Source organism: Nonomuraea sp. NPDC047897 (assembly GCF_043204415.1).
Lineage (GTDB): Bacteria > Actinomycetota > Actinomycetes > Streptosporangiales > Streptosporangiaceae > Nonomuraea.
This window is the reverse complement of record NZ_JBIDCC010000003.1, coordinates 396,752-418,720: the sequence shown is the minus strand read 5'-3', so window position 1 is coordinate 418,720 and position 21,969 is coordinate 396,752. Positions and strand designations below refer to the sequence as shown.

The window sequence follows — 21,969 nt, the reverse complement described above, 5'->3', positions numbered from 1 at the left end:
TACGCCGGGCCGCCCGGCGGGTGAGGGGGCGTAAGGTCCCTGAACGGCGGGACCAAGGTCCCACGTGCCGTCAGGTGCGGCGGGAATCGGCACCGGGCGGCCCGTAGGGCGGTCGGCCGGCGCCAGGCCTCGTGGCCGACGACGGCGGGCGCCGGGTCAACGTCCGTGGTCGTCGAGGTGCTGCTCGTGGCCGCGGGTGATGGTCCAGGGAATTGCTCGATCGCCGGCTTGGCCGGGGTCGAGTGCCAGTTGCGCGCAGCGGCGGCCCTGTTCTCGCAGGGGGTTGGTGACGGAGGTGATGCCGAGCCGCCGACCGGCCGGCGAGGCGTCCCAGCCGAGGTAGGCGGCCTCCGGGTGGGTGTCGAGCAGGGCCTGGCGGGCTCCCAGGGCGAGTTCGTCGCTCATGGCGACGACGAGCGCGTCGGCGCCGAGGTGGGGGGCGAGCCCTCGCGCCGCCTCGGCGCCGTCTCGCTGGGTGTTGCGGGCCACGACGGCGACGGGTGTCGTCGTCCAGGAGAGCCCGGCCTGTTGGACGGCGGCGCGGTAGCCGCGCAGGCGGGCGTCGGTGACGGGGAACGGCGCGCGTGGCGGCAGATCCGCGCCGGTCGTCACCCTCGGCTCGCGGCGGCGATCGAGCGGGAACGAGATCACTACGGGCGTCCGTCCTTCGCGCAGTCCCTGGGCGGCGATCGCGAGGGCGGCCCGGTAGTCGTCCTGGGTGACGCACGCGATCCCCTGCCGTCGTGGGCCGCCCTGGATGGCCGCGGGGCGGGGGTCGTCCGCGACCGCCGCCAGCACCGGGTCGTCCTCCGCGGTGGTCCACAGCACGAACCCGTCGACCGCCGCGGACAGCACGCGATCGGCGTCCGCCGCGTCGCCCCGCGTGGGCAGGAAGGTCAGGCCCTGGCCTTCCTCGACACAGATCTCCGCGACCCCGGCCAGGAACTGTGCCGCCTGCGGATCGTCGAAGGCGTAGGTCAGGTGCTCGCTGAAGACCACTCCGAGCTGCTGCGTCCGGCCTGATTTCAGCGCGCGGCCCACGGCGTCGGGGCGATATCCCAGTTCGCCGGCCGCGCGGTGCACGCGTTCGCGGGTGGCGGCCGCGACCCGGGCAGGGCGGGTGAAGGCGTAGGAGGCGGTCATGGGCGACACCCCCGCGCGGGCCGCCACGTCTTTCAGCGTCACTCTTCTCCGGCTGGTCGGCACGAGGCCATTCTATTTGTGTAGCGTTACACATATGTTGACCGCGATCGCGCCCTCCCCTCGGTTGTTCCGTACGGCGCCGTTCCTCGGCTTCGCCGGATTCGGCGCCTTCTGGGGGGTGTGGGGTGCCACCCTGCCTCTGCTGCGAGCCCAAGCCGGGGTGAGCGACGCGGAGTTCGGTCTCGCGCTGCTCTTCGTGGCCGCCGGAGCGCTGCCCGCCATGCTGGTGGCCGGGCGGCTCGTAGACGCGCTCGGCCTGCGGGTCGCCGGAGTGCTGCTCGCCCTGCTGGGCGTCATGGGCCTGGTGGTCTGTCTCGCGTCGGTGGGCTTCGCCGCGATGTGCGTCGGCATCCTCCTGGTGGGAGCCGGCTCGGGAGCGACCGATGTGGCGATCAACACGCTGGCGGCGGCGGTGGAGAAACGGACGGGACGTCCCGTCGTGGCCCGTTCGCACGCGGCGTTCTCCGTCACGGTCGCGGTCTCCAGCCTGGGCGCCGGCGCGCTTGCCGGACGGGCGGACAGCCTGCTGGTGAACTTCGCCGCGGGGGCCGTGGCCACCGTGTCTCTCGGCCTGGCCGTCGTCGCCGCCACGCGCTCCGCTCCAGACCAGGACGCACCCGGGAGCCTTGTCGTGCCCGGGAGGCGGGACGCGCCGAGGCGCGCCGACCGCCTGTCGGGGCGGGTCGCCCTGCTCATGATCGGCGCGGTCGGCGCGCTGGCGTTCGCATCGGAGAACGCCTACCAGTCCTGGGGCGCCGTCCTGCTGACCGACGAGTTCGCGGCCTCGCCGCCGCTGGCCGCCGCCGCACCGGCGGCGTTCGCCGCCACGGCCGCGCTGGCCCGGTTCGCCACCGCAGCGATCACCCTGCGCCGCCCGATCGCCATGCTGGCCGGTGGAGGTGTGATCGCCACGGGCGGAGGCCTCCTGACGGCGTCGGCGACGACGCTGCCGCTCGCGCTGGTGGGCGTCGTCGCCGCCGCCGCGGGCACCTCGGTCCTCTTCCCCACCCTGCTGTCGTGGGGGCTTCGGCCGGTCCCCGACGCGTCACGCGGACGGGCCACCTCCGCCATCTCCACGGTCGCCTATCTCGGTTTCCTCGCCGGCCCGGCATACTTCGGCCTGCTCGCCGACGCCACCGGCGTGCAGGGGGCGTTCATCGGGATCGCCGCGCTGACCGCCGTGCTGCTGGCGACGATCCCGGTACTGCCGGCGGCCGCAGCCGGGGCGCCAGGCGAAGCCGACGATCGCTGAGCAGCTTGACCGACCGACAGGCTGGCGGTGGGCCCGCCACGACTGTCGTACGGCCGTGACTGTCGTACGGCCGTGGACTGTCGTACGGCCGTCAAAGACGCAGCCCGAGGGGCGCCGCCCCCACGAGGCCGCCGTCGATGACGAGGTCCTGACCGGTGATGTACGACGCGTCGTCCGAAGCCAGGAAGGCGACGGCGGCGGCGACGTCGTCCGGGTGGCCGAGCGAGCCGAGCGGCACCTCCGCCGTGATGCGGGACTCCGCGTCAGGGTCGACGGCCGACCGGTACATCTCGGTCTCGATGTAGCCGGGGCTGACGGAGTTGACGCGGATGCCACGCGGCGCCAGGCCGGTGCCGAGCGTGCGGGCGAGATTGTGCACGGCGGCCTTGCCGGCGGCGTAGACCGAGGCCGCCGGGAGGCCGCGGTGCAGGGTCCAGGAGGCGTTGATGACGACGGCGCCTCCGTCGCCCATCAGAGGCAGCGCCTTCTGGATCGTGAAGAAGACCCCCCTGAAGTTGATGCCGATGGTGTGGTCGAAGTCCTCAGGGGTGAACTCCGGCCTGAAGTCCGCGATCCCGGCATTGGCGAACACCGAGTCGAGGGCGCCGCGCCAGGTCTCGACGCGCCGCACGAGGGCGTCGAGGTCGGCGTCGACGCTGACGTCCGCGCGAACGGGCAGGACCCGCTCGGAGCCCAGGCGTTCCATCGCGCCGTCGAGACGGGCCTGGTCGCGGCCGGTGATGACGACGTACGCGCCCTCGTCGAGGAACCTGCGCGCGGCCGCGAACCCGATGCCGCTGGTGCCGCCGGTGATCAGGACTGTCTTGTTCGTGAATCGCTCCATGCCGACGATCCTCGAACGGCGCGAGCCTACGCGGCAGTGTCGGCCGAACCTGGGTCTGACACCACCACCAAACGCTCCAGCAGGGCCTCCGTTCCCGTCCCGGGGGCCGGGATGTGCAACGACAGGCGGTGGCCGGGCAGTTCGGGCAGCGGCAGGGTGGTGGCCTCGAAGGTCAGCCTCCCCAGGCCGGGAATCTCAAGGGTCTTGGTGCCGTGAGTGGGGCCGCCCACGGGCAGCTCCGCCCAGATCTCGGCGAAGGCGGGGCTCGCGGCGCACATGTCCGCGGCCAGGCGGCCGAACTCGGGGTCGTCCGGGTAGCGGGCGGCGTCCGCCCGGAACTGGCCGATCATCGCGCGGGCCGCGTCGTGCCAGTCCACGACCGCCGCACGGTAGCGGGCGTTGGTGAAGAAGCTGACCAGGCAGTTGTGGTCGTACTCGTTGCACTGGAACACGATCTCCGCCGCGCGGTTGATCGCGAGGGCGTTCCAGTGCCGGTCGATGACGTACGCGGGCCGCGGCAGCCAGCCCTCCAGCAGCCGCCGCACGGCGTCGGGAACCCGTCCTTCGGACGGTGCCGCCGTCGGGGGGTTGAGGCCGGCGAGGAGGTGCAGGTGCTCGCGCTCAGCGGGCTCCAGGCGCAGCACCCTGGCGACGGCGTCCAGGACGTCGGCGGAGACGTTGATGTCGCGTCCCTGCTCGAGCCAGGTATACCAGGACACTCCTACGCCGGCGAGCACCGCCACCTCCTCGCGCCGCAGCCCGAGCGTCCGGCGGCCCTCGCCTGCCGGCATGCCCACCTCGGCGGGCGTAACCCGGGCCCGCCGCGACCGGAGGAACGCGCGCATCTCGGAGCTGCGCCGCTGCCGCGCATCTGCGGAGAGTCGGGAGAAGCCCATCAGGCCATGCTAGGTCGCGCCGACCGGACCTCGTCCGTCCGGTGCCCCGGCTAGCATGAGCCGCTGAAGATCACCAATGGGGAGGACCAGGATGGACTTCGGCCTGCTGTGCGTGCACGCCCATCCGGACGACGAGGCCGTCTGGACGGGCGGAACGCTGGCCAGGTACGCCGACGAGGGCGCCAGGACCGCGGTGGTGACCTGCACCTGGGCGCAGGGAACCGACCGCGCCGCCGAGCTGGAGCGCTCGCTCGGCATCCTCGACGCCGGCGAGCCCCGGCTGCTCGGGTACGCCGACGCGCGCAAGGCCGAGTCGGCGCCCGGCGCCCCGCGTTTCGTGGACGTCCCGCTCGACGAGGCGGTGGGCCGGCTGGTCGAGCACATCCGGGCGTTCCGGCCGGACGTCGTGCTCACCTACGACGGCTACGGCTCCTACGGCCATCCCGACCACGTCCACGCCCACCGGGTGACCCTCGCCGCGGTCGAGGCGGCCGGGTACGACCAGCTCTATCCCGGCACCGGTGAACCCTGGCGGCCCCGCGCCGTCTACCTGTCGACGATCCCGCGCTCGGTCGTGGTCGCGCACTGGCAGGCGGTCTTCGGCTCGCCGCCCGCGCCGGACCAGACGCTGCCCGGCGTGCCCGACGAGCAGGTGACCACGCACCTGGACGTCGGCAGGTGGGCCGAGCGCAAGTGGGCGGCCATGCTCGCGCACGAGTCGGAGGTCGAGCGGGGCGCGTCGATGACGCTGCTGACCGCCCTGCCCGAGCAGGCCCGCGCCCAGCTGCTGGCGAACGAGTGGTACCGCCGCGTCGCCTGCACCGGCGCCCCCGCGACCACGCTCGATACCATGTGATCGTCCGCGTCCCCACGAGGAGGTCGATCATGACGTTTCCGCCGCCCGGCATGGTTCTCGGCGACGTCCCGGCACGCACCTCCTCGCGGGAGGGCATGACCGGCTGACACCCGCCGCGACGAGGTGCTTCTCATGACCATCACTGGTTCGACCATGAGGAGCCCGAGTGCTCGAGATTCACTGGACCGAGGACGGTGAGGCGCGCTCCGCGCGCTGGCGTTCCGCCGCCGGAGCGCCGCCGCCCGCCCGGGTCGTGGTCGCCGACGACCGCGTCACGGCCGACACCGCCTACCGGCTGGCCCGCGACGGCACGGCGCTGCTGTGGCGCGGCGACTTCCACAACGCCCGCCTGCTGCTCCGCGCCATGGCCCGGCGTGAGGCGCGCGGGCAAAGGGCCGCCGTGCGGGCGTTCCCGTCCGGCGACGCCGCCGCGCCCCACGCCTCGCCGTCCCCCGTCTTCCTGGCCGAAGCCTTCCACCGGCACAGGCAGGCCCGCTCGCGCAGGGCGCGCGTCCTCGGCGCCCTGCTGGTGCCGCTGCTGGCCAACCACGCCGTGCCGTTGCGGCGCGCCCCCGATCTGCGCCTGGCGTGCGCCGAGGCGTACGGCCCGGCCACCGGGCCGTCGGTGACCTCGCTCCGCGAGCTGCTCGGCATCGCCGGGGCGCACGAGTGACTCCTCCGCTCCCTGAAGGGTGTGGCTTCTCGCTAAGCCGCTTGCGTGGCCTGGCGATGGGCAAGCCCTGCCCTGAGGATGTTGGTCGCCGCGTTCACGTCGGCGTGCGCCCGGTGGCCGCACGCCGTGCAGGCGAACGCGGCTTGGGTGCGGCGGTTGTCCTTCGCCACGTGCCCGCAGCGTGCGCAGGTGCGGGAGGTGTTGCGGGGATCGACTGCGATCAGTTCTCGACCGGCGCTTTCAGCCTTGTGCGCGAGGATCGTCAGGAACACCCCCCAACCCGCGTCGAGAATCGAACGGTTGAGCCCGGACTTGGCGGCGACGTTGCGGCCGGGCGCCTCGATCGTGCCGGACGCCGAACGGGTCATGTTCGCGATCCGCAGGTCCTCGTGCACGATCACGTCGTAGCCACGGACCAGGGCGAGCGCGGTCTTGTGCGCGCCGTCGATCCGCTGGCGGCGGACCTTGGCGTGCAGCGCCGCCACCCGGGCCACGGCCTTACGGCGGCGCTTGGACCCGCGTTTCTTGCGGGCCAGTTCTCGCTGGGCCGATGCGAGACGGTCGGCGGAGGCGGCCAGGTGCCGCTGGTTGTCGATGTGATGGCCGTCGCTGGTCGTGACCAGCGAGGCGACACCCAGGTCGATCCCGGCGACCGCACCCGTGGCGGGCAGGGGCTGCGCGGGCACGTCGTCGCACGACAGCACCACGTACCAGCGCGAGCCCTCGTGCTTGACGCTGATCGTCTTGACCCGGCCCTTCACGGCCCGGTGCTGGTGCACCCGGACGTGGCCGACGCCTTGAAGGCGCACGAACGTCGCGGCCGGATGCTCGGGTTGGGAGTCCCACCGGCAGCCGTCGCCGTCCTTGGGCCATTCCACCGTGTCGAACCAGCCCCGCCCCTTGAAACGCGGGAACCCCGGCGTACGCCCGGCCTTGACCCGGTCGAAGAACGCCCGGAACGCCCTGTCCAGCCGGCGCAGCGTGGCCTGCTGGGAGGAGAACGACCACCGGCCCTGACCCTCTGGATCGTCGGCGCGGATGTGCTTCAACTCAGCCGACTGATCGCCGTACCGGACCGCGACACCCGCCTTGGCGTAGGCGGTGCGCCGGTGCTCCAGAGCGGCGTTGTACAGCTGCCGGTGATCCTCCAGGCAAGCGGCGAGCGCGGCGGCCTGCCTGCTGGTGGGGCGCAGCAGGAACTTGAACGACCTGCGCACACCCACCTCCCACGCTCAGTAACGACGCGACCACGGTACCGGCAGGCACCGACAAAACCCGGAAGGAGACCCGTGATGCGCAGACCCGGCAGGTCACGGCACGCTCGGGCCTTGACGGCCCTCCCGCTCCCGATTCCCCCGACGGCTAAAGCCGCCGGTCCCCTCGAGAGGCTCTGATGGCGCAGGAAGGGGATGGCGGTGCCCGCGCTGGGCGCCCGCGTCCACCCGCACTACGGCGTCTTCTCCCCCGTCCGTGGCGAGTACGTCGACCTGGTCGCCAAGGCGCCGCTGCCCGCCCGGTCGAGGGCGTTCGACATCGGCACGGGCACGGGCGTGCTGGCCGCCGTCCTCGCCCGCCGGGGCGTCGAGCGGCTGGTGGCGACCGACCGGGACCCGCGCGCGGTGGCCTGCGCCCGCGACAACATCGAACGGCTCGGTCTGGCCGGCCGGGTGGACGTGCTGCCGGCGGACCTGTTCCCGGCCGGGCGCGCGCCGCTCGTCGTGTGCAACCCGCCGTGGATCCCGGCGACGCCCGTCTCTCCCGTGGACCACGCCGTCTACGATCCCGGCTGCCGGATGCTGCGCGGGTTCCTGTACGGGCTGGCCGGCCATCTGGAGCCGGGCGGCGAGGGCTGGCTGATCCTGTCGGACCTGGGTGAACGCCTGGGGCTGCGCACCCGTGAGCGGCTGCTGGCCGACATCGGGGCGGCGGGGCTGCGGGTGGTCGGCCGCCTCGACACCCGGCCGCGGCACCCGCGCGCCACCGACCCGCGTGACCCGCTGCACGCGGCCCGGGCCGCGGAGGTCACCTCCCTGTGGCGGCTCCGCCAGGCCACGGGCGTCACGCAGCCGCCTGCAGGATGAGCGCGCGCCGTCCCTCATGCTCCCGGGCTACCTCGTGGCGAACCCTCTGGTGATCAGCCACACGGCAAGGACCAGGCTCTGCAGGGCCAGTGGCGCGTTCATGGTCAGATAGAGCGGCGCGACGACCTCGGCCAGGCCGAACAGCACCAGGAAACTCGCCGACATGGCGGACACGACCCCGGCGAGTCCCCAGCAGGACAGCAGGCGCGGGACGAGTCGCGACCGGTGCAGGATGCCGAAGAACAGGAGGTCTCCGAGACCCAGCGCGAGGATCAGGGCCACGTGGTTGACCAGGTCGCGCGCCGTCCGCAGCAGTTCGCCCATGGCCTCCAGATGCGGTGCGCCCGCAGCGCCGGCTCGGGCGAACTCCTCACCCAGCACAAGAAGCAAGGGTAAGGAGATCACGCCGACGAAATGGAACGCGGCTGCCACGAACCTGAATCCCAGGAAGCCCAGACTGAGTGCTTCGCTCTCCCTCCGCAGGGTCGGATGAAGGCACAGCGCGAACCCGACACAGGCGGGGATCATGATGAACTGGGAGGCCGCGCCGAGGATGATCTGACCCTCGTGTGCGGGAAGCAGGTCGAGATAGTGCGGGTCCTCCAGAACCGGGACGACGCTCAGCAGGCCGGCGAGCATGCCCACGATCACCAGGACGCCCGCCATGGCGGTCGCCCGCCTGTTCGCCTTCATCGCACCGCTCGGTCGCGCGTCGGCGCGTCCCGGCGACTCTTTCTTACGCATGTAAGGACGGTATCCTTACAAGTGTAAGGCCGCAAGATGGCGGACGGCCCTCAGGTCTGCTTGGCCGGCATGACGACCACCTCCGGCAGGGAGACGTGGGCCGGGCGGCCGACGACGAAGGCGATGACCTCCGCCACGCCGGGCCCGCCTGCGTCCCGAGGACGCCGGGCTGCCGACGTACGGCGAGCGCCGCCGCGTCGCGGGCCTGCGGCGCGAGGAGGTGGCGCTGCTCGCCGGAGTGAGCGTGCCCTACTACGTGCGGCTGGAACAGGGGCGGGCGGCCAACGTCTCCGACGAGATCCTCGACGCGATCGCCCGCGCGCTGGGGCTGGACGAGACCGAGCACACCCACCTGCGCAACCTCGCCCGCCCCCGGCCGGTGACGCGCGGGACCCCGCGCGTGCGGCCCACCATCCAGCGGATGCTCGACACGGCCGGCACGCCCGCGTTCGTCCTGGGCCGCCGCTGCGAGCTGCTCGCCACCAACCGGCTGGCGGCCGTGCTGTTCTTCGGCGGCACGGGCACCGGGCCGGCCCTGCCCGCCGCACCGCTCAACTGCGCGCGTCTGGTCTTCCTCGACCCGTCGTTCCGCGCCCTCTATCGCAACTGGGCGGACAAGGCCCGCGAGACGGTCGCCTTCCTGCGGCTCGACGCCGGCCGCCACCCCGGCGACCGGCGGCTGGCCACTTTGATCGGTGAGCTCTCCATGCGCAGTCCCGACTTCCGCCGCATGTGGGCCGGGCACGACGTCAGCGAACGCTCGACCGGCAAGGTCCACCTCGACCATCCGCTGGCGGGCGAGATGCTGCTCGACTACGAGTCGCTCCGGGTCGGCGACGACCCCGACCAGGTCCTCGTCACCTACCTGGCGGAGCCCGGCTCGGCCGGCGAGCAGGCCCTCGCCTTCCTCGCGAGCTGGGCCGCCGGCCCGGTCCCGCTGCACGAGGAACAGCGCAGCCGCGAGTCCTGACCTCCGGCACGCCCTCAATCCGAGGCGAGGTCGCCACGGCGCCCGTACCGGCCCTGCGGTGACGGCGGGACGCGCCATCGGTTGCCGTTTGATAAAGTGAACGAATGGTTCACCAAAGTGATGCACAGGTGTCGCTCTACCTGGAGGACACCTACCTGACCGACATCGCCGCCCACGTGGCCGCCGCCGGACGGGACGAGGAGGTTGGCGCGTGGGTCGCGCTGCGGCAGAACATCTTCCATCCGCAAGGCGGCGGCCAGCCCGCCGACCGAGGCCGGCTGGACGGCCACGAGGTCGTGCCGGTTCGCCATGCCGCGACCGGTCTGGTGGTGTTGCGGGCCGGCGACAGCGGCGGCCAGGGGCTCGACGGCCTGCGCGAAGGGGCGGCCGTGCGGGCGCGCCTCGACGCCGAGCTGCGCCTGCTGCACGCCGCGCTGCACACCGCCGGCCACCTCGTCGAGGCGGCGGGCCGCGCCGAGGGCTGGACGCTGGCGGGCAACAACCACTTCCCCGGTCAGGCCCGCGTCGAGCTCACCCCTTCCGAGGGCGGCACGCAGCCGGCCGACGACGAGGACCGCGACAAGGCGCTGGACCGGTTGCGTGCGTTCGTGGCCGCGGCCGTCGCCGACGACCTGCCGGTCACCGCCGACCACGACGCCGCGGGCCGCCGCATCGTCCGGCTGGGCGACCTGCACGCCGCTCCGTGCGGCGGCACGCACGTACGCAGCCTCGCCGACCTGGCCGAGGTGACGATCTCGGGCCTGAAGCCGAAGAAGGGCCGCGTCCGCGTCTCCTACACCGCCTCCCACAGGCCGCTTTCGTGACCGCTCCCGGCCGGGACCGGCGGCCGGCCAGCAGCGCGGCCGCCGCGGCGGGCGCCCAGATCCAGCGGCGCCGCCTGCAGCGCGGGATGAGCCAGGCCGAGCTGGCCCGCCGCACCGGCCTGAGCAAGGCGACGCTGTCCCAGTTGGAGGCCGGCCTGGGCAACCCCACGGTGGACACCCTTGACGCCATCGCCGTGGCGCTGGCCGTCCCCCTCACCGACCTGCTCACCCGCCAGGCCGACCCGGTCACCGTGCACCTTCCCTCGACCGCCGCCGGCCAGGAAGGGCCCACCCGCGAGCTGCTCCGTCGTATCAGCGGCGGCCACAGCCTGGAGATCTGGCGGCTGCGGCTGCCGGCCGGCACCGCCGTCGACGGCGTGCCCCACGCGCCCGGCACGACCGAGCATCTCCTGCTCGCCTCCGGCCGGCTGCTCGCCGGACCCACCGGTGACCTGCGCGAGCTGGGGCCCGGCGACATGCTGGCGTTCGCCGGAGACGCTCCGCACCGCTACCACGCCGAGGGTGCGCCCGCCGACGTCACCGTCGTCATCGCCTCCCCCACCGCCGGCTGACGGCGGCGGGCGGACCATTGGCCGGGCCCCGTCGGGCGGACACCGGCCAGGGCCCATCGGCCGGCGCGGGCGCGCCTGGCCGAGATGTCGTCATCCGGCGGGATCGGCGGCGGGCGCCTGGCCGCCGGTCGGCTTCCGCCAGCCGCGTCCGATCAGGCGGACCAGCGCCGGGTCCACGATCAGGTGCCTGAACGGCCTGATCACGGCCATGTAGGCCGCCCCGAACAGCCCGTTCGGTTTGACCAGGACGGCCATCTGGCCGCGGTACCCGCCCGCCGCGTCCGGCACCCAGCCGATGTGCATCACCGTGTGCACGGTCCGGTTGGCCATCTCCGCCGCCCACTCGTCGCGCGTCTGGTAGATCACGGTGAACGGAACCGCGCGGGGATCCGGTCCGCGTGGGGCCTCGCGGAGGTCGGCCGGCAACCGGTCGCGCAAGGTCCGCACCCGCGCGCCGACCGCCGAGCCGGGGCCGTCCCAGCCGAGCAGTCTCCCGATCTTCCAGCGCAGCGCGAAGAGCACGCGGGTCGCGCCGGAGAACCGCCCCTCACCGGAGGTGAGCTGCCGCACCAGCAGTGGCAGCTCGTCCGGGCCACCCGGGGTCGGCAGCGCCCACACGTCCTCCACCCGGAAGTCGTGGGCGATGGCATGGATCCGCCATGGACGAGACGTGTGGGCGGTGTTGGGGACTTTCATCCGACGCCTCCTGTGCCAGTCAGCATAGAGTATGATTGCTAGCACAGTAGGAGGTGGCGTGACAACACGACGAGAGCAGACGAGCCAGGAAAGCCGGGAGCTGATCCTCACCGCGGCGGCGGAGCTCTTCGCCGAGAAGGGATACCGGCAGACCACGTTCGCCGACGTGGCGGCGCGGTCCGGGATCAGCAGGGGTTCCATCCCCTGGCACTTCGGGGGCAAGGAGGGCCTGCTGCTGGCCGTGCTCGAACGCTCGGTCGACCTGATCCGCCTCGGTCTCGCCGAGAAGCCGGTGGGGTCCCAGGGCCCGGAGGGGGCCGAGGCGGCGAAGGCCGGGTTCGGCCGCCTGATGGAGAGCGTCGGCACCCTGCTGGCACTGCCCACCACCAGGCTCTTCGTGACGCTGCTGGTCGAGGCGCTGGAGCCCGACTCCCCCATCCACGGTCGCTACCTCCAGATCCACGACACGCTGCGCGAGCACTGCGTGAGATGGCTGGAGCGGTTGCCGCTGCCGCCCGAGCCACCCGCCGGCGCGCTGGCCGTCACGATGGTCGGCGCCGTCATCGGCATCCACCAGCAGTGGCTCCTCGCGCCGGACCGGGTCGACCTCGACGAGGCGCTCGCCGCGTTGGGGGCGCTGATGTCGGGCCTTGAGCAGCGACCGAACGGCCGGGGGCATTGACGGGCCGGCGGGCGCGGTCCGGCACCGCCCATTCGGCGCAACTGAAGAAGCATCCCACCTCACGGCGGCTGGCCACGCTGCTGGCCACGCTGCTGGCCACCGCGCAGCGGCTGGAGACCAAGACCATCGACGACACGCTGGAGCTGCAGCGCGATCGTCCGATCACCGGCCACGCACGGGTACCCGCTCCGGTGACGGGGGACCGGTTGAGCTGAAGGCCTGCCCTCAGCCACGCTGATGCGGTTCTCGCGGTCCAACTTCCGCAAGATCCGCATCAGCAAGGCATTCCGGCGGGTTATCCGACCGCGTAGGCGCGGTGGATGGTCTGGCTGACGCTGTTGCCCGTGGTATCGCTCGACGTGGCGCGCAAGGACACGAAACCGGCCGTGCGCGGGTTGGTCAGCCGCGCCGTCCAGCCCGAGCCGTGGGCCCTGACCCCGACGTCGCGCCAGGTCGCCCCGTCATCAACGGACATCTGCAGGTGAAGGGACTTCACTGCTGCAGGGGGAGCGCCGGGGTTGAGTTCGATCCAGATCGGCAGACTGGTGGACGATCCGGGCCTGGCGCGGTTGTACTCGTCCAGCCCCTTGGGCGCGTAGCGGATCGCCGTCAGGGGCAGCGCTTCCCGCTTGGCGGTGCTCGCCGAACGGAACGTCCACGTCGATTCCACCTTCGTGGACAGCGTCGAGTGCGGGACCTGCCGGCCGGCCGTCGTGCTGAGTGTGTATGTGGCGGGGTCCGCGGGCAGGTCGGCGGTCAACCGGCAGGAATCGGCCTCCCACAGCCCGCACCTGGTGTAGTCGATCCTGGAGATGACCTGATCGCCCTGGGCGAGGCTGACGGTGCCGGTGGCCGCGCCGTCCATGCCGACCCGGCCGGGCGCGCCGTCGGAGAACAGCCGGGCGCCGTCGAACGTCAGAGTGTTCCCCTCCCGCCACGCGCCCGAGGTGGCGAAGGACGGGCCGCTCACCGCGACGCCCCAGGCCCGCCGATCACCGCCGGTGACCACGGAATCGCCGACGCGCAGACCGCTGGACCACTGGCGTCCTCGCGTCCGGTACTCCGTCAGCTTGCCCGGCAGCGGCACATCGTTCGTGGGGGTCAGGAACCCGTCAGAGACGCCTTCGATGGCGGTCGCCACGAAGTAGGTGCCCTTCGCGACTGTTCCCGCGCCGCGGAAGGTCGTGGTCACCTTGTCGAGGTCCTTCATCCTGGCCGAGTGGGTGGGATCCGCGGGGATGCCGCCGTGGCGTTCGTCCACCAGGTCGTAGCGGGCGGCAGAGCCGTCCTTGTCGTGGAAATGCATCCTGGTGACGTACCTGAGGCCGGGCTGCTCGGAGGCGAGCACGAAGTACACGGCGCTGGGATCGGGCCTGCCGCCGAGCCAGCCGAGGTGCCACGAACCGTTGATCACCCACATCTCGGTCCATCCGCTGATGACAGCCGTGGGCTGGTCCAGGGTGAACCTGATCGGTTTGGCCTGGCGTGTGTCCAGGACGATCTCCGCGCCCTGTTGGCCGACGTTCACCGGCAGGTGCGTGGTCGTGATGCGCGGGTCTTCGTAGATGTCGACGTACAGGCTCCACTTGCCGGCGGCGAGCCGATAGGTGTCCGGCGCGCCGGTAAGGACCATCCGCAGGCTCTCGCCCTTGCCGTTGTAGAACTCCCCGATCGCGTCGACGGGCCGGCCGTCGGTGCCGAGCGCGCTGATCTTCACGTCGTAGGCTTCTGGCTCCACGTACGCGGTGGCGACGGTACGGATGAGAAGGTCACCCGATCGGGCCGTGACGGTGCCCGGGTGATCACCGGGCTGCTTGCCGGTCCCGTCGATCGTCACGGTGACCGATGCCGTGCCCTTGGCGGGCACCTCGACCCGCTGTGCCGAGGTGCGCAGCACGTCGCCGTCCACGGTGAGGTCCAGCGTGAGCGGGGAGCCACCGGCATTGGTGTAGGTGATCTCCTTGGTCACCTGCCGCTCGCCGGATCCGCCCCAGCGGAAGATCGTGCCGATGTTCGCGGGACTGGCGAACACCTGCTGCCCGACCGCCCGGACCACGTCCACGCGCCCGGCTCCCTGGTCGAAGTGTGTGGCGCCGGCCTGCGGCGCGGAGCTGCCGATGAGCGCGGCTTTGAGCTGCTGGCCGTTCCAGTCCGGGTGCCGCTGGGCGAGGATCGCCGCCGCGCCCGCGACGTGCGGCGCCGCCATCGAGGTGCCGCTGTGGGCGATGTACGGGCCGTCCGCCGTGCCCTGCGCGGCAGCGGCCATGATGTCCAGGCCGGGAGCGGTCACGTCCGGCTTGATCGCGTGATCGCCCAGCCTCGGGCCACGGCTGGAGAAGTCGGCCATCCGATCGGACCTGTCGACCGCGCCGACCGTGAGTGCCGCCTCGGCGCTGCCCGGGCTGTTGACCGAGCCGGGCACTCCGTCGTTGCCCGCCGCGATGACGAACAGCGCTCCCGTACGCGCCGACAGGGTGTTGACGGCGTGCTCCAGCGGGTCGATGCCGGGTGTGTCCAGGCCACCGATGCTCACGTTGATGATCTTCGCTTTGACCTCCGTGACGGCCCATTCCATGCCCGCCAAGATGGCCGATTCGCCGGCGTACTCCCCGCCGACCTTGCCCAGCGCGATCTTCGCGCCCGGCGCGACACCCCGATACTTCTCGCCGGCTCCGGCCACGATGGAGGCGACATGGGTGCCGTGCCCGACGCCGTCGGTGATGTCGGGTTCGTCGGAGAAGTTCTTCGCCTGCGTGACCACGTCCTTGAGGGCGGGGTGGGTGGCGTCGTAACCGGAGTCGAGCACGGCGACCGTGACACCGGCTCCGGTCAGCCCCTGTTGCCACGCCTGCGGAGCCCCGATCTGCTGGACACTCCGGTCCAGGGTGAGGGGCCGCTTGCCGTCCAGCCAGATCTTCGACTTACCTGCGGCCAGTGAACGGGTGTCGCCGACCAGGCTCTGCCAGGTCCGGCCCGCCGTCGCCTTGGGGACGCTCGTGCTGGCCAGCCCCAGCCGGGCCAGTTCCTCGGTCTTTCGCGCTCCGCTGAGCGCCTGCACCGCCTTCCCCTCGGCGGACTGGACGATCAGCGGAATCTCCGCCTTGTCGGCGTCGCCGTACCCCCAGCTGAGCAGCTGCGTGACGTCGAACAAGCGCTCGTCCAGCAGGCCTTTGGCCAGCAGTCGTTTGGCGTCCTGCGGAATGACGTGAAGGCGGCCCTGACGGCGCTGAACGTCGAAGCGATCTGTTCTGCCCGGCCCGGGCTCGATCCGGTGACCCTTCGCCGTGACGGTCACCCGGTCACCGGTCAGCAGCGTCACCGTGCCCGACACCCCGGCCGAGGGAGTCACCGGGGCGGCCGCCTGCGCGGCGCTCGCGGCGCCGCCTGCGATGACGGATGCCGCCAGGGTGACGGCGCATGTCGCGTGGGTTAAGTTCATCTGCCCTCTCGTTGTAGATACTCGTCACCCATGACTCGGTACTCATGGCGAGGGGTGACGCTCGCGGGCCGCGAGCGTCACCGCGGGAGCGTCAGACGAGCTTGCGGTAGATCCGGGTGGAGATCGCCTGGGCCGCGTTCGACCGGCCGAACTCCTGGTAGACCCGCGAGGTGATGTCCAGGGCCTTGGGAGCGTAGGCGGGGTAGAAGTCCTTACCGCACTCCAGATCCTTCAGCGCCGCCTTGATCTCCTTGGCCAGGTGCGGCTTGGCCTGCTCGGGCTTGAGGTTCGGCCGGAAGACGGCGTTCTCGCTGCCCTTGGGCAGCTCGCCCTTCCACGCCTTCTTGGCGACGTCCGAAGCCTGCCGGACGACCTTGGTGTGGCTCAGGACGTCGAGCTCGGTCGGCCGGGTCTGGCTGACGCCCAGGCACGCAGCGAACTGCTTGCCCAGCGTGACGAGTTGCTTGTCCCGGTCGAGGACGCGCAGCGACGTGTCGACCGCGGCGTGGAGCTGGTCGTCGTAGTCCTCCTGGGAGGTGACGGTCTTGCCCAGGACCTTCTTGACCGCCCGGGAGAAGCAGGTCTGGTCGGCGGCGCGCCACTTCTTCAGCTCGCCGTCCGAAAGCGACATCAGCGTCTTGTTGTTCGGGTTGTCGTGCTGGACGGGGTTGACGGCCGGGTCCTTCGGATAGACGTTCGGCGACCAGACCCCGAAGCCGTACTTGGCGCGGTAGGTCCGCAGCGCCTTCAGGTCACCGGCGAGCCGCTCCTTCTCCCCGGCCTGCCAGGTGCGGTGGGGCTCGGGCGCGGCCACGTAGTCCAGGCCCTGCTCGGTCATGCAGGCGACACGCTCGGCCTCCAGCCGCGTCTGCTTGTCGTAGGCGGCGGCCTCGCCCGACGGGGGCGCGGTCAGGCCGCCGAACGAGCCGGCGAGCAGGGTCGCGGCGACTGCCTTGGCGATGAACATGGACGTTCTCCTTCTTCCTTCAAGGGCATGCCTGATCGAGTTTTCGGGCATGCGAAACAGAACTCACGGCCCGGACGGGCCGGATCAGCGGGAAAGTCTCAGCGGGGGATCTTCATGCGGGACGCCTTCGGCGACACCTCGGGCAGGCCGGCGGCGAGATCGACGGCGAGCACGGCGGTGCCGGTCGCCGCGCCCTTCTTCTCGATGAACTCGCCGCCGGCGCGTACCTTCACCGTGCGGTCCCTGGTGTTCACGGTGCGCTCGCCCAGGTAGTGGTAGGTGTCCCGGTCGAAGATCAGCTCGGAGCGGGTGCCGTCGCCCTCGTGCATGGCCACGGCCAGGCCAGGCCGGGGCGGCCGGCGGCGTCCACGGCGTCGCCGATGAGCACGATGCCGTCCAGTCCGGCCGCCACCTGATACAGCGCGGCGCCCAGGCTGGGCCGTACCACGGACTCGAGCGCCAGGCTCTGCAGGGAACGCCAGATGCGCAGCGGCTCCTCGCCCACCTCAGCGACGATCTTCGTGCGGACCTGCGCCGGGTCGGTCGGCCAGGCGGCCAGCCGCGCGTAGGCCGGCTGGCCGGGACAGGTTCCCGGCTCGGACACGATGTCCTCGACGCCGCGGTCCCAGTACTCGCGCGGCGCCGGTCCCGTGGCCGACAGCTTCTGCGTGCGGCTCAGCCACGGCTTGCCCGCGTCGGCGGCCTCCCACCGCTCCTCGCTGACCAGCACCTTGGTGGAGAGCGTGCGGCCCGACTTGTCCTTGATGTACAGGCTGTTCTGGGACAGCATCTTGGTGTGGACGTACTGGCCGCGCACCGGCACCGTGTCCGGCCGGCCGGCGGCGGCTTGGGCGGCCAGGGAGAGCAGCGCCTTGGCGTCGGCGGGAGGAGCGGCGAACGGGTGGTGGCCGGAGGTGCCCGAGTCGGAACCGCCCAGGCCCACCTGGGCGACGATGATGCCACCGGTGAGCACCACCGACATGGCGCCGACCAGGACGACCCGCCGAACCGGTAGCGCGGCGAGCCACCTGCGGCGGTGCCGGGCCACGACGTTCGTGGCGATCCCGAACAACCACGACCGTACGGTGCCCCGCCGCGGATCGAAGCCCGCCCTGCCGTTGAACGCGAGCAGGAAGGCGTCCGAGACCAGGTCCTCGGCGTGCTCACTGCCGAGCCGGGCGGCCAGGTACCGGTGGATCTCGGTGAAGTACCGGTCGTACAGGAGAGCGAACACCTCGGGATCGTCCAGCGACTGCTCGACCACGGTGACGTCCTCCAGCACGTCCTTGGCGTCAGGTGGGGCAGTCATGGCATCCTTCCGAAGGCAACGGTCGCCCAGTGTTCGCCGCTCCGCGGGTTTTCTTCACACCAATTTTCCGGCGGCTCTCTATTCGGCGTGCTCGGCTGCGGCTTTCGGGAGTGCAAGCATCACGAGTGCCGGCGCGCCGGATTCCGTTCCACATCTCTCTGACCCCCGCCTCAGTGGCGCGGGCGCAGACCGTCGAGGGCGGTCTCGACGATGCCGACCGGAGCTTTACGGATGCGCACCCCGGACACCGCCTCTTCCCGCACCTGGTTCATCACGGGAGCCAGCCGCGGCCTGGGCCGTGCGTTCCGCCCTCGCCGCGCTGGAACGCGGCGATCAGGTGGTCGCCGCCGCCCGCACCATCACGCCGCAGACCTTCGACGACCGGTACGCGGACCGCGGCACTTCGGCGGGCTCGACATCGTGGTGAACAATGCCGGGACCATGTCATCGGGCATGGTTCTTCCCGCGCGAGGGCACCCGCAGCAGCGCGATCTCCGCCTGCCTGCCCTTCGGATCGCGGTAGTCGAGCGGCACCTTGAGCCGCGCGCACTCGGTCTTGACGGCCGGCGCGCCCGGGGGCATCTGTGGTTCGCAGGGCTTGAACGCGTCCACGCGCCAGAGGGTCCACACGCCAGGTGGTCCACACGATGGCGTCGATCGAGCGGGGCGCGCGCGAGTCCCACAGCTCACGCGCTGGTCCAACGGTTCACTCAGGCATACGATCGCGTCGTCGGATCGTGCGCAGTGCGAGGGCGCCGACGGTGAGCAGGGCGAGTGCGACGATGAGCCAGCCGGTGCCGAGTCCTGTCAGCCAACCGGCGATGGTGGCCTGTACGGCGGTCGCGGTGTCCACGATCGGGTCGTCGACGGTTCCGCCGGCGAAGACGCGCAGCTCGTACCAGCCGTAGTAGACGACGTACAGGCCGGCGAGGGTGAGCAGGGCGCCGCTGGCTCTGGACACGTACGGCAGCAGGCGCCGCAACCTGGCGACCACAGCGGCGCGGGCGAACGCCACCACCAGCGACAGCACGGCGATGACCATGCCCATGCCGAGCGCATAGGCCGCGAAGGCGACCACACCGCCGAACAGCCCGCCACCGGACAGGGCGGCTGACGTGACCGCGAGGAACGGCCCGACCGTGCAGGACAGGGAGGCCACCGCGTACGACAGCCCGTACCCGTACAGGGACAGCGGCGAGCTGGTGGGGCGGCCGGTGGCCGGCCCCGGCAGGCGCAGCAGCAGCTCCCTACCGGACAGCAACCACAGGCCCAGCCCGACCAGGACCACTCCGATGACCAGGCTCGCCCACGGCAGGTAGCCGCCCACCGACACCGCCAGCGCGGTCACCGCGAGCCCGAACAGGCCGAAGACCGTGACGAATCCGGCGGTCATGGCTGCCGAGAGCATCAGCGCCCGTGCGACGGAGCCGCGGCGGGTGGCCTCCTCATCGTTGATCAGCAGGGTGAGGTAGGCGGGCAACATGGCGAAGCCGCACGGGTTGAACGCGGCCACGGTCCCGGCGGTGAGCGCCAGGGCGAGCGGGAGGTCGGCTGAGCTCACGCGGGCCCTCCCCCGCCGTGGGGGCCGGGCGTCGCTGCCCCGACGAAGGGTCCGGGCATCGCCGTCACCGGTCGCGCAGCGCGCGGACGAGCTCGTCCAGTTGCTCCTTGCCGAGCGGCCCGGACGCCTTGGCGGTGGTGCCGTCCGGCTTCATGAACACGAACGTGGACTGCTGGCTGACGCCCAGCTTCGTCCACACGGTCCCCTTCTCGTCCGACAGGTGCGGGAAGTTCGCTGTCCTGGTGCGCTGGACGAACCCCTTCATCGCCGCCTCGGTGTCCAGGCCGGCCACGCCGACGAAGGCGACGTCGCCGTACCGAGCGGCGGCGGCCTTGACGTGCGGTGCCTCGGACATGCACTTGGGACACCACGGCGCCCAGAACCAGAAGACCACGGGCTTGCCGGCCAGGCTCGCCCCCTGGAAGGTCGCACCGTCCAGCGTCCGGGCGGAGAAGTCCAGCGCGGCGGGCACGGAACCTGTGCTCGCCGTCTCCTGCGACGCGGTCGGCCCGGGCGTTACGGAGGTCGAGGGGGATGCCGTCGGCGCGGAGGGCATGGTGGCGGTCGCAGCGGCAGACATGGTGCCACTCGCCGCCTCACCCTGCCCTGGCCCACCACACCCGGCCGCCAGCAGGGCAAGTGCCGCCGCGGCGGCCGCCGTTCGTACGGGGAACATGCCCTCCACCCTAGAAGTGTTGCTCCACGTCACTTCTTACGACCCGATGACGGGAACCGGGTGACGCCCTTCGGGAGACAGCACGGTGAAATACCTACTCACGAAGGAGAGGCGTTGAGCGCTGAGACGGTCGAGACCGATGACGGAGAACTGATCCGTCGTTCGGCGCACGACCCGGAGCAGTTCGCGTTGCTGTTTGACCGCTACGCCCGGCAGATCCATCTGTACGCGGCTCGGCGGCTCGGCACGCAGGCCGCCGACGACATCGTGGCCGAGACGTTCCTGGCGGCCTTCCGCAGGCGCGGGACGTATGACACATCGTTCGCCCTGGCCAGGCCATGGTTGTACGGGATCGCCACCACGTTGATCGCCAGACATCGGCGGCAGGAGGAGCGGCTGCTGCGGGCGCTGAGCCGCACCGGGGTGGACCCTTTGCCGGAGGCACTGGACGACACCGTGTCGCGCCGGGTGGCGGCGCAGGGCAGGGAGCGTGAGCTGGCGGGGGCGCTGGCGTCGCTGCCCCGTGGGCATCGGGACGTGCTGCTGCTGGTGGCGTGGGAGGACATGTCGTACGAGGAAGTGGCGCGGGCGCTGGACATCTCTGTGGGGACTGTGCGGTCACGGCTGCACCGGGCGCGGAAGAAGGCCAGGAACGTGCTAGGGGATGAGGAGCTGTAGTGAACGAGCTGAAGGAGTTTCGCCGGAACACCCCGGCGATGACGGACAACGCCGCGACTGCTGCCAAGGCGCGGCTGATGACGGCGATCCACGAACCGGAGGCCGCACGCAGGTCGGCCGCGTCCGGCACGAGAAGGTTCGGCTGGCGGATCGTGGTGGCGGCGGCTCTGGCCCTGGTCGTCGGCGGGACCGTCGTGGCGCTGAGGGACGAGCCGGGCATGGCGCCGGTGGCCAGCGTGGCCGAGCTGGGCGAGCGCGCCGCCCGTGCGGCCGAGAACGACCCCACGCCCGCCCCGGGCCCCGGACAGTGGCTCTACACCAAGGAACTGCAGCTGACCGGGGTCGAAGGGGACGTCGACCGAGACCGGCGTGACACCTGGGAACGGTGGACGAGCGTGGACGGCAAGCGGTCGGCCTGGTACCAGGGCGGCAAGCTGATGTTCCAGGGCAGCGCGATTTTCAACCCGGCTGAGCTGGCCGAACCGCCTGTCACCCCGCCGGGGGTGATCGCCAAGATCAAGGCGGCCATCCTCGACGAGGACCGCCGGGGGTCGCAGGAGCTGAACGGCCACGTCCCGCCGGAGATGCTTTTCATGGAGATCAACCAGCTCATCTCCGAGCAGTGGCTCGCCCCCGAGGTGCGGGCCGCGCTCTACCGCGCGCTGCCCACGATCAAGGGCGTCACGGTGACCCAGGATGTGCCCGTCGCCGACGCACGGCGAGGCGTCGCGTTCAGCATCACCGAGGCCGAGGCACGGAGCTATCTCGTCCTCGACCCGCAGACCTTCCGGTATTTGGGCACCAACTCGACGCGGCTGAAGGATCGGACCTACGAGTGGGCCGATGGCAGTAAGGAGACCTTCAAGGCGGGCACGGTGGGCCTGACGGCGCAGCTGGAAGCCAAGATCGTAGACCAGCCCGGCCAACGCTCCTGATCGCAGCAGAATCGGGCCCGACGACGATGACCAGGGCGGCCGCCAGGCGCGCGGCGTGGGCGGTGGGCCAGTGCCGAGCGCCGGTGGTGGCGCGTCGACGCAGTCCGTGCC

Annotated in this window: 25 protein-coding genes; 12 read left to right on the top strand and 13 right to left on the bottom strand. The window is 71.9% G+C overall.

Translation table 11 applies throughout. From position 1 onward, the window contains the following. Window positions 1-156: 156 nt before the first annotated feature. Window positions 157-1,206 (bottom strand): LacI family DNA-binding transcriptional regulator, encoded by a 1,050-nt coding sequence (locus tag ACGF0J_RS08930; protein WP_393143531.1) that lies wholly within the window; start codon window positions 1,204-1,206, stop codon window positions 157-159. Between the two features lie 31 nt (window positions 1,207-1,237). On the opposite strand from ACGF0J_RS08930, the gene ACGF0J_RS08925 reads away from it, so the two are divergent. Then, window positions 1,238-2,455 (top strand): MFS transporter, encoded by a 1,218-nt coding sequence (locus ACGF0J_RS08925; RefSeq protein WP_393143529.1) that lies wholly within the window; start codon window positions 1,238-1,240, stop codon window positions 2,453-2,455. Between the two features lie 91 nt (window positions 2,456-2,546). Here the strand turns inward: ACGF0J_RS08925 and ACGF0J_RS08920 are convergent, their stop codons facing one another. After that, a complete protein-coding gene (locus ACGF0J_RS08920) occupies window positions 2,547-3,299 on the bottom strand; it encodes an SDR family NAD(P)-dependent oxidoreductase (protein ID WP_393143527.1) in 753 nt (250 codons plus the stop codon). A gap of 26 nt (window positions 3,300-3,325) precedes the next feature. Continuing rightward, on the bottom strand, window positions 3,326-4,195 hold the full coding sequence (locus tag ACGF0J_RS08915; protein ID WP_393143525.1) for a helix-turn-helix transcriptional regulator: 870 nt from the start codon (window positions 4,193-4,195) through the stop codon (window positions 3,326-3,328). Window positions 4,196-4,286: 91 nt separating this feature from the next. Here ACGF0J_RS08915 and ACGF0J_RS08910 point away from each other — a divergent pair, with 91 nt between their 5' ends. Both ACGF0J_RS08910 and ACGF0J_RS08905 read left to right on the top strand, forming a co-directional pair. Next, window positions 4,287-5,051: a PIG-L family deacetylase gene (locus ACGF0J_RS08910; RefSeq protein WP_393143523.1), complete on the top strand. Its 765-nt coding sequence runs from the start codon at window positions 4,287-4,289 to the stop codon at window positions 5,049-5,051. Between the two features lie 166 nt (window positions 5,052-5,217). Next, window positions 5,218-5,724 carry a hypothetical protein gene (locus ACGF0J_RS08905; RefSeq protein WP_393143521.1) on the top strand — a complete coding sequence of 169 codons (507 nt, stop codon included), beginning with the start codon at window positions 5,218-5,220 and terminating at the stop codon, window positions 5,722-5,724. 32 nt (window positions 5,725-5,756) lie between these two features. Here ACGF0J_RS08905 and ACGF0J_RS08900 read toward each other — a convergent pair whose 3' ends face one another. Next, complete coding sequence (locus ACGF0J_RS08900) at window positions 5,757-6,941, bottom strand: RNA-guided endonuclease InsQ/TnpB family protein (protein WP_393143519.1); 1,185 nt, start codon at window positions 6,939-6,941, stop codon at window positions 5,757-5,759. Between the two features lie 192 nt (window positions 6,942-7,133). Between ACGF0J_RS08900 and ACGF0J_RS08895 the strand changes: the two genes are divergently transcribed. Beyond that, complete coding sequence (locus ACGF0J_RS08895) at window positions 7,134-7,805, top strand: methyltransferase (RefSeq protein ID WP_393143517.1); 672 nt, start codon at window positions 7,134-7,136, stop codon at window positions 7,803-7,805. Between the two features lie 27 nt (window positions 7,806-7,832). On the opposite strand, the gene ACGF0J_RS08890 is transcribed toward ACGF0J_RS08895, so the two are convergent. Next, window positions 7,833-8,549: a DUF4386 domain-containing protein gene (locus tag ACGF0J_RS08890; protein WP_393143514.1), complete on the bottom strand. Its 717-nt coding sequence runs from the start codon at window positions 8,547-8,549 to the stop codon at window positions 7,833-7,835. Between the two features lie 148 nt (window positions 8,550-8,697). Between ACGF0J_RS08890 and ACGF0J_RS08885 the strand changes: the two genes are divergently transcribed. From ACGF0J_RS08885 to ACGF0J_RS08875, 3 genes are all read left to right on the top strand, one after another. Next, on the top strand, window positions 8,698-9,519 hold the full coding sequence (locus ACGF0J_RS08885) for a helix-turn-helix domain-containing protein (RefSeq protein WP_393143916.1): 822 nt from the start codon (window positions 8,698-8,700) through the stop codon (window positions 9,517-9,519). A gap of 104 nt (window positions 9,520-9,623) precedes the next feature. Next, the gene (locus tag ACGF0J_RS08880) at window positions 9,624-10,343 is read left to right on the top strand and encodes a hypothetical protein (protein WP_393143512.1); all 720 of its coding nucleotides are present in this window, start codon (window positions 9,624-9,626) and stop codon (window positions 10,341-10,343) included. Further along, a complete protein-coding gene (locus ACGF0J_RS08875; protein ID WP_393143510.1) occupies window positions 10,340-10,915 on the top strand; it encodes a helix-turn-helix domain-containing protein in 576 nt (191 codons plus the stop codon). Before ACGF0J_RS08880 ends, ACGF0J_RS08875 begins: the two co-directional genes overlap by 4 nt. A gap of 90 nt (window positions 10,916-11,005) precedes the next feature. Here ACGF0J_RS08875 and ACGF0J_RS08870 read toward each other — a convergent pair whose 3' ends face one another. After that, a complete protein-coding gene (locus ACGF0J_RS08870) occupies window positions 11,006-11,611 on the bottom strand; it encodes a DUF2867 domain-containing protein (protein WP_393143508.1) in 606 nt (201 codons plus the stop codon). A 58-nt stretch (window positions 11,612-11,669) separates the two neighbouring features. On the opposite strand from ACGF0J_RS08870, the gene ACGF0J_RS08865 reads away from it, so the two are divergent. Then, window positions 11,670-12,293: a TetR/AcrR family transcriptional regulator gene (locus ACGF0J_RS08865; RefSeq protein WP_393143506.1), complete on the top strand. Its 624-nt coding sequence runs from the start codon at window positions 11,670-11,672 to the stop codon at window positions 12,291-12,293. After that, a complete protein-coding gene (locus ACGF0J_RS08860; protein WP_393143504.1) occupies window positions 12,290-12,508 on the top strand; it encodes a hypothetical protein in 219 nt (72 codons plus the stop codon). The genes ACGF0J_RS08865 and ACGF0J_RS08860 overlap by 4 nt, the downstream gene beginning before the upstream one ends. An 80-nt stretch (window positions 12,509-12,588) precedes the next feature. Here the strand turns inward: ACGF0J_RS08860 and ACGF0J_RS08855 are convergent, their stop codons facing one another. From ACGF0J_RS08855 to ACGF0J_RS08840, 4 genes are all read right to left on the bottom strand, one after another. Further along, window positions 12,589-15,732 (bottom strand): S8 family serine peptidase, encoded by a 3,144-nt coding sequence (locus tag ACGF0J_RS08855; RefSeq protein ID WP_393143501.1) that lies wholly within the window; start codon window positions 15,730-15,732, stop codon window positions 12,589-12,591. A gap of 91 nt (window positions 15,733-15,823) precedes the next feature. After that, window positions 15,824-16,699: a hypothetical protein gene (locus ACGF0J_RS08850; protein WP_393143499.1), complete on the bottom strand. Its 876-nt coding sequence runs from the start codon at window positions 16,697-16,699 to the stop codon at window positions 15,824-15,826. 98 nt (window positions 16,700-16,797) lie between these two features. Next, the gene (locus ACGF0J_RS08845; protein WP_393143497.1) at window positions 16,798-17,028 is read right to left on the bottom strand and encodes a hypothetical protein; all 231 of its coding nucleotides are present in this window, start codon (window positions 17,026-17,028) and stop codon (window positions 16,798-16,800) included. Further along, window positions 16,995-18,008, bottom strand: a complete 1,014-nt coding sequence (locus ACGF0J_RS08840; protein WP_393143495.1) for a CU044_5270 family protein — start codon at window positions 18,006-18,008, stop codon at window positions 16,995-16,997. Before ACGF0J_RS08840 ends, ACGF0J_RS08845 begins: the two co-directional genes overlap by 34 nt. Before the next feature lie 298 nt (window positions 18,009-18,306). On the opposite strand from ACGF0J_RS08840, the gene ACGF0J_RS08835 reads away from it, so the two are divergent. Next, window positions 18,307-18,435 (top strand): hypothetical protein, encoded by a 129-nt coding sequence (locus tag ACGF0J_RS08835; RefSeq protein ID WP_393143493.1) that lies wholly within the window; start codon window positions 18,307-18,309, stop codon window positions 18,433-18,435. 17 nt (window positions 18,436-18,452) lie between these two features. On the opposite strand, the gene ACGF0J_RS08830 is transcribed toward ACGF0J_RS08835, so the two are convergent. The 3 genes from ACGF0J_RS08830 to ACGF0J_RS08820 form a co-directional block, all read right to left on the bottom strand. After that, window positions 18,453-18,620, bottom strand: a complete 168-nt coding sequence (locus ACGF0J_RS08830; protein WP_393143491.1) for a hypothetical protein — start codon at window positions 18,618-18,620, stop codon at window positions 18,453-18,455. 94 nt (window positions 18,621-18,714) lie between these two features. Continuing rightward, window positions 18,715-19,569: a cytochrome c biogenesis CcdA family protein gene (locus ACGF0J_RS08825; RefSeq protein ID WP_393143488.1), complete on the bottom strand. Its 855-nt coding sequence runs from the start codon at window positions 19,567-19,569 to the stop codon at window positions 18,715-18,717. A 64-nt stretch (window positions 19,570-19,633) separates the two neighbouring features. Continuing rightward, window positions 19,634-20,041, bottom strand: coding sequence for a TlpA family protein disulfide reductase (locus ACGF0J_RS08820; RefSeq protein WP_393143486.1), 408 nt, complete (start codon window positions 20,039-20,041; stop codon window positions 19,634-19,636). Window positions 20,042-20,359: 318 nt separating this feature from the next. Between ACGF0J_RS08820 and ACGF0J_RS08815 the strand changes: the two genes are divergently transcribed. Together ACGF0J_RS08815 and ACGF0J_RS08810 are read left to right on the top strand one after the other, a co-directional pair. Beyond that, complete coding sequence (locus ACGF0J_RS08815) at window positions 20,360-20,923, top strand: RNA polymerase sigma factor (RefSeq protein WP_393143484.1); 564 nt, start codon at window positions 20,360-20,362, stop codon at window positions 20,921-20,923. Beyond that, on the top strand, window positions 20,923-21,858 hold the full coding sequence (locus tag ACGF0J_RS08810; RefSeq protein WP_393143482.1) for a CU044_5270 family protein: 936 nt from the start codon (window positions 20,923-20,925) through the stop codon (window positions 21,856-21,858). The genes ACGF0J_RS08815 and ACGF0J_RS08810 overlap by 1 nt, the downstream gene beginning before the upstream one ends. The last annotated feature ends 111 nt before the right edge of the window (window positions 21,859-21,969 follow it).